The sequence below is a fragment of the uncultured Brachyspira sp. genome, assembly GCF_944393015.1.
Taxonomy (GTDB): Bacteria; Spirochaetota; Brachyspiria; order Brachyspirales; family Brachyspiraceae; genus Brachyspira.
In genome coordinates this window covers 1-6,926 of record NZ_CALXYQ010000109.1, presented here as the reverse complement: position 1 = coordinate 6,926, position 6,926 = coordinate 1, and the positions used below count along the sequence as shown (strand labels likewise).

Below are 6,926 nucleotides of genomic sequence, written 5' to 3'. Positions count from 1 at the left end.
CTATTCTATTACTTTCAGTACTATCACTGTATATACCATCATCATTAATTACATATAAATTTTTAACAGTTATAATTGGTTCACTTCCCGTTTTTGGTTTATATTTTATAAATTTTTCACAAACTCTTTTATCAAAATCTTTTTTAACATTATCTAATATCGCTTTATCTTGGATATTATTTGGATTAAAAGTGACTTTGTTTGATTTTTTTCTAAACATAAACCCTCCTTATCTAGTAGATCATTTAAAGAATTTAATTGAAATTCCTAAAAATATTACAACTCAACAAAACGGTAATAAAAGTGAAACTATTTTTTCTGTTTTATCTAAAATTAAAACTTGTGCTAAGTCAATAGAATTAGTGTCATAGAAGTAGTAATCTTTTTCTAAATCAAAAATGTTTGATTGAGATAAATGTGGCACAGGAACTGTGCTTGTTTGAACAAATTCAACACTACCATTCCATGATTCTAATATAACATTTGTTGAAGCCTTAAATGGTGATAATATATACCCCATAACTCACATGGCATCCACACCTTTTACAGTTGCTAACGGTAACACCATCGCACATAAAAATTGCGAAGAAATAAGGATAATAACCCCTAAACCTTGTGTTGTCATAGATGATTTAGAAATAGACACTATTACAACACCTAATGTTAAACCAACCATGATTATTGTCAATTGACCAAAGATAAATCCTGCTCAATGCACATTAGCTAATGTATCAGAGAAAGAAGCAGCTTTTGTTTCTAAAATTTTACCACTGCTTGGATCTTTGAATTCAGTAATTACTCTTCCATCGTCTCAATATGGTATACCAAAAATCATCAATGAAAATATCAAACATCATATGATTGATAATATTATTATTCCAAAATAAAATATTATTGAAATAAAAATAAATAATGATGGTTTTATTGGGGTACTACCAATCCGCTTTAATAATGATGAATTCTTAAACTCAAAAATTAAAGACGGCATTGATGATAGAGTTATAGCTATTGGTGATATAGCAAAAGACCCTCCCAAAACTTGATCATACCCTAATATTGTTCCAAGAATCCCAATAAATATTAGTGGGAACCCGAAAGCAAAAAAGGGACCAAAAAAACTTTTTCAAAATGATTTTTGAATAAGTTTTATTAATGGCATTGATCCATAAAAATAACTTTTTATGCTATCAAAATTCATATCTAACCTTTCTATTCAAATAATTTATTTACATTAATAGTTGTAATTGAAAAATATATATTTATCAATTTTATATTCATAAAAAGAGTATTGAAAGTTAGCATTTTTCAAAAAAAAATACCGCTTGTTGCGGTAGTTTTTGTGAACTAAACTAGTCTGAACGAACAATTAAATCAAGAAAAATAGTTTACTGTTACTCATTTTGTGGTAATTCCGTTATTGAAGTCGTAGTAGAAATTACACTTAGAATGATTTCCATCACCTGTTGCATTTGGATAATAAGTTTGGAAAACTATATTAGCTGAATCACCATTTTTTACTATACCAATAAAGAATTTTTTGTTAGTTAAGTCTAATTCTTTTAATTTATTTTGGAACTCTTCATTTGAATTAAATACATAATCTAAAAAGAATATGTCTGTGAATGTAGATATATCAAATTTTACTGTAAGTTTATTGCTATCAACTTTTTGAGAAATAACATTACCACTTCCAGAATCTTTGTTTTTCAATACAGCATATTTTGTACTAGTATTTTCTATATCAATAGTTATATTTAAACTTCCAGATTGAGGATCAATATAAATTGAATCAACACCCAAAATATCATCATTACCTATAATACTTGGAGCTTCATCAATTGGTGTAAATAAACAACGATATATATCATTTCTTTGAATAAATTCTGCTCAATAAATTTGAGGATTTCCTTCAAAAATTGGATCACCACTTAAAGCAAACTTTTCATTATAAATTCTTAAAGCTAAGTCTTTTCTTTCTTCATTTGATAACTTTTTTAATATATCTTGAAAAGTATCATTAAATCTTTTAGTGAACTCAACAATATTTTTTGATTCAAATGTATACTCTAACTTTTCAATTGTACTCATTTCAGTAGAATTTGGTGGAGTAGTTTCATTAGAATTTGGTGGAGTAGTTTCAGTAGAATTTGTTGAAGTAGAACAACTTGTTATAACTGGAGTTATTGCGATAGCTGAAGTTGCTCCCAACAATAAACTACCTAAAAAGAAAGTTTTTTTTGTTATTTTTTTATTATTATTTATTTTCATAATTTTTTACCATTTTATACCATTTGTATAATTATACACATTATTTCAAAAAATAATTAACTTTTTTTTATTACCCTAAAAAAGAGTAAAAAAATAAATAAGCAGAACGCTTATTTATTTTTATTATTTTAATAACTTTCTTATTTTTCCTCTTCTAAGTATATATGTTGCAATAGCTCCACCCACTATTCCAACTCCTGCAATTGATGTTGTAGAAGCAATTATAAGGTTTCTTTCTCTAATAGCTGCAAACTTAGGAGATCATGAAATTTTAAAGTTACTTGTTTGATTAACTGTTGGATATATACTAGATTGAGCATGTATAGTAAATAGTAAATCTTCACCATCTCAACCAAATCTTACAATATCAACATTTTCATATGGATTGCCTTTATCACCATTAGTTAATTCTGTTGGATCATTATAACCTTTAACCTCTAATGTTCCTAATAATAATTTTGGATCTATTGTCGCATTAACATTATTATTATTTACAATATCTTGGATTTCTTTCGATTTATAAGCTTTTAATCTTACTCCATATGTTTCACCAATTGGTAAAAATCCTATATATCTTTGAGTGGCTACTCCATTTTTTAAACCAAATTTATTTCAATATGTTGAAGGTAGTTTTATTCCTAACATATCACTATAAGATTCTTTATAGTCTAATTCAACTTTTATTGATCCATATTCAGCATCTTTAGAATCAAGTTTTCCATCTTTTGTTTTAGAAATTTTTAATTGTGGCTGGAATCCCATTTTCTTTAAGTTCGAGTCAAAAACAAAGTTTAATTGACTTTCATCAACTTGAGTTGCTAATTTTTGATCATAATCTTTATATTGAGGAATACTAGTAATAGATTTAACTGAATCATCAGAAAAAACTGGTTTCCCATTTAATGTTGGTTTTTCAGTAACTTCTTCACCAGCAAAATTTATTTTATTTGTATTTTCTGTAGCTAATCCTGTGTATGTGATACTAAATGTTGATTGTGTTCCAACTTCTAAATTATTGTAATGAACTTGAATAGTCACCTCACCTTTTGCATCATCTAGATTGGTTATTGTAATTACTCTTCTAGTATCAGTTGGGTATTTATCTTGGATTTCAATAAAAGGTTATATTGTGGTTCCATTTCATAAACAATGGATTTAGAAATAGACACTATTACAACACCCAATGTTAAACCAACCATGATTATTGTCAATTGACCAAAGATAAATCCTGCTCAATGCACATTAGCTAATGTATCAGAGAAAGAAGCAGCTTTTGTTTCTAAAATTTTACCACTGCTTGGATCTTTGAATTCAGTAATTACTCTTCCATCGTCTCAATATGGTATACCAAAAATCATCAATGAAAATATCAAACATCATATGATTGATAATATTATTATTCCAAAATAAAATATTATTGAAATAAAAATAAATAATGATGGTTTTATTGGGGTACTACCAATCCGCTTTAATAATGATGAATTCTTAAACTCAAAAATTAAAGACGGCATTGATGATAGAGTTATAGCTATTGGTGATATAGCAAAAGACCCTCCCAAAACTTGATCATACCCTAATATTGTTCCAAGAATCCCAATAAATATTAGTGGGAACCCGAAAGCAAAAAAGGGACCAAAAAAACTTTTTCAAAATGATTTTTGAATAAGTTTTATTAATGGCATTGATCCATAAAAATAACTTTTTATGCTATCAAAATTCATATCTAACCTTTCTATTCAAATAATTTATTTACATTAATAGTTGTAATTGAAAAATATATATTTATCAATTTTATATTCATAAAAAGAGTATTGAAAGTTAGCATTTTTCAAAAAAAAATACCGCTTGTTGCGGTAGTTTTTGTGAACTAAACTAGTCTGAACGAACAATTAAATCAAGAAAAATAGTTTACTGTTACTCATTTTGTGGTAATTCCGTTATTGAAGTCGTAGTAGAAATTACACTTAGAATGATTTCCATCACCTGTTGCATTTGGATAATAAGTTTGGAAAACTATATTAGCTGAATCACCATTTTTTACTATACCAATAAAGAATTTTTTGTTAGTTAAGTCTAATTCTTTTAATTTATTTTGGAACTCTTCATTTGAATTAAATACATAATCTAAAAAGAATATGTCTGTGAATGTAGATATATCAAATTTTACTGTAAGTTTATTGCTATCAACTTTTTGAGAAATAACATTACCACTTCCAGAATCTTTGTTTTTCAATACAGCATATTTTGTACTAGTATTTTCTATATCAATAGTTATATTTAAACTTCCAGATTGAGGATCAATATAAATTGAATCAACACCCAAAATATCATCATTACCTATAATACTTGGAGCTTCATCAATTGGTGTAAATAAACAACGATATATATCATTTCTTTGAATAAATTCTGCTCAATAAATTTGAGGATTTCCTTCAAAAATTGGATCACCACTTAAAGCAAACTTTTCATTATAAATTCTTAAAGCTAAGTCTTTTCTTTCTTCATTTGATAACTTTTTTAATATATCTTGAAAAGTATCATTAAATCTTTTAGTGAACTCAACAATATTTTTTGATTCAAATGTATACTCTAACTTTTCAATTGTACTCATTTCAGTAGAATTTGGTGGAGTAGTTTCATTAGAATTTGGTGGAGTAGTTTCAGTAGAATTTGTTGAAGTAGAACAACTTGTTATAACTGGAGTTATTGCGATAGCTGAAGTTGCTCCCAACAATAAACTACCTAAAAAGAAAGTTTTTTTTGTTATTTTTTTATTATTATTTATTTTCATAATTTTTTACCATTTTATACCATTTGTATAATTATACACATTATTTCAAAAAATAATTAACTTTTTTTTATTACCCTAAAAAAGAGTAAAAAAATAAATAAGCAGAACGCTTATTTATTTTTATTATTTTAATAACTTTCTTATTTTTCCTCTTCTAAGTATATATGTTGCAATAGCTCCACCCACTATTCCAACTCCTGCAATTGATGTTGTAGAAGCAATTATAAGGTTTCTTTCTCTAATAGCTGCAAACTTAGGAGATCATGAAATTTTAAAGTTACTTGTTTGATTAACTGTTGGATATATACTAGATTGAGCATGTATAGTAAATAGTAAATCTTCACCATCTCAACCAAATCTTACAATATCAACATTTTCATATGGATTGCCTTTATCACCATTAGTTAATTCTGTTGGATCATTATAACCTTTAACCTCTAATGTTCCTAATAATAATTTTGGATCTATTGTCGCATTAACATTATTATTATTTACAATATCTTGGATTTCTTTCGATTTATAAGCTTTTAATCTTACTCCATATGTTTCACCAATTGGTAAAAATCCTATATATCTTTGAGTGGCTACTCCATTTTTTAAACCAAATTTATTTCAATATGTTGAAGGTAGTTTTATTCCTAACATATCACTATAAGATTCTTTATAGTCTAATTCAACTTTTATTGATCCATATTCAGCATCTTTAGAATCAAGTTTTCCATCTTTTGTTTTAGAAATTTTTAATTGTGGCTGGAATCCCATTTTCTTTAAGTTCGAGTCAAAAACAAAGTTTAATTGACTTTCATCAACTTGAGTTGCTAATTTTTGATCATAATCTTTATATTGAGGAATACTAGTAATAGATTTAACTGAATCATCAGAAAAAACTGGTTTCCCATTTAATGTTGGTTTTTCAGTAACTTCTTCACCAGCAAAATTTATTTTATTTGTATTTTCTGTAGCTAATCCTGTGTATGTGATACTAAATGTTGATTGTGTTCCAACTTCTAAATTATTGTAATGAACTTGAATAGTCACCTCACCTTTTGCATCATCTAGATTGGTTATTGTAATTACTCTTCTAGTATCAGTTGGGTATTTATCTTGGATTTCAATAAAAGGATCTAAATTATCACTTGTGGGTCTTATAAGAGAAGGTAAAGTATTCTTAAAATTTTCAAAATCTGGTCCTAATGTCGCTATATCTACTGGTCCACTAGTAGCTTGATTTTCTAAACCTCCACAAAACTTAAATTTATAAATATTAGATTCAGCTTTAACATTGTATGTAACTTCATCCATTAAGTAAGAAACTCTAGTCCCTTGTTTATTGGTGTATTGGACATTAGCCTTTAATTTTATAGTACCACTATTCGAACCTGAATTCCCTTTTCTCTCAGTTACAATAATATCTACTTTATGTTCAGAGCTAATCACTGTTTGAGGAAGAACTAATATTTGATCATAATATTTAGTAACATCTGCATCACTTATTTGGTCTGGGGATCTTTTTCTAAAATAACCACCATTAATAGTATTAAAGGCTTGTTGTGAAGCTCATTTAGTAACATTTTTTATTGGAGAACAATTTCATTTACCAATAACAGTTGAATATGTATTAGCATTTAATGATTTATCATATCATGACGGTTTAACCAAAATCGTTTTAACAAATAATTCTCCACTTATATCATTTGCATACATTTCAGTATTTGATGAGTTCAATGTAGAGGTAGATGAATTTTGTGTTCTAAACGAAGATAATTGTATAGCTGATGGGGCTTGATTCTTATAATTATTCAAAACAAATTGCTTACATTTTGAATTTCGTTGACGGTTCCATAACCACGTTATTTTGAAATAAAAA

General features: G+C 26.9%; 8 protein-coding genes. All 8 read right to left on the bottom strand.

Features of this window, described 5'->3' with window-relative positions; genetic code table 11:
• On the bottom strand, positions 1-220 hold a 220-nt coding region (locus Q0K19_RS15320), incomplete at its 3' end, for a hypothetical protein (RefSeq protein ID WP_297249488.1).
• Between the two features lie 63 nt (positions 221-283).
• Entirely contained in the window at positions 284-520 is a 237-nt protein-coding gene (locus tag Q0K19_RS15315) for a hypothetical protein (protein ID WP_297249486.1), read from the bottom strand.
• A gap of 875 nt (positions 521-1,395) precedes the next feature.
• Positions 1,396-1,800, bottom strand: coding sequence for a hypothetical protein (locus Q0K19_RS15310; RefSeq protein WP_297249484.1), 405 nt, complete (start codon positions 1,798-1,800; stop codon positions 1,396-1,398).
• Between the two features lie 87 nt (positions 1,801-1,887).
• On the bottom strand, positions 1,888-2,268 hold the full coding sequence (locus tag Q0K19_RS15305; RefSeq protein WP_297249482.1) for a hypothetical protein: 381 nt from the start codon (positions 2,266-2,268) through the stop codon (positions 1,888-1,890).
• 612 nt (positions 2,269-2,880) lie between these two features.
• Entirely contained in the window at positions 2,881-3,306 is a 426-nt protein-coding gene (locus Q0K19_RS15300) for a hypothetical protein (RefSeq protein WP_367172187.1), read from the bottom strand.
• 880 nt (positions 3,307-4,186) lie between these two features.
• Positions 4,187-4,591, bottom strand: a complete 405-nt coding sequence (locus Q0K19_RS15295) for a hypothetical protein (protein ID WP_297249484.1) — start codon at positions 4,589-4,591, stop codon at positions 4,187-4,189.
• Positions 4,592-4,678: 87 nt separating this feature from the next.
• The gene (locus Q0K19_RS15290) at positions 4,679-5,059 is read right to left on the bottom strand and encodes a hypothetical protein (RefSeq protein WP_297249482.1); all 381 of its coding nucleotides are present in this window, start codon (positions 5,057-5,059) and stop codon (positions 4,679-4,681) included.
• A gap of 612 nt (positions 5,060-5,671) precedes the next feature.
• Positions 5,672-6,361, bottom strand: coding sequence for a lipoprotein 17-related variable surface protein (locus tag Q0K19_RS15285; protein ID WP_297249480.1), 690 nt, complete (start codon positions 6,359-6,361; stop codon positions 5,672-5,674).
• Positions 6,362-6,926 lie beyond the last annotated feature (565 nt).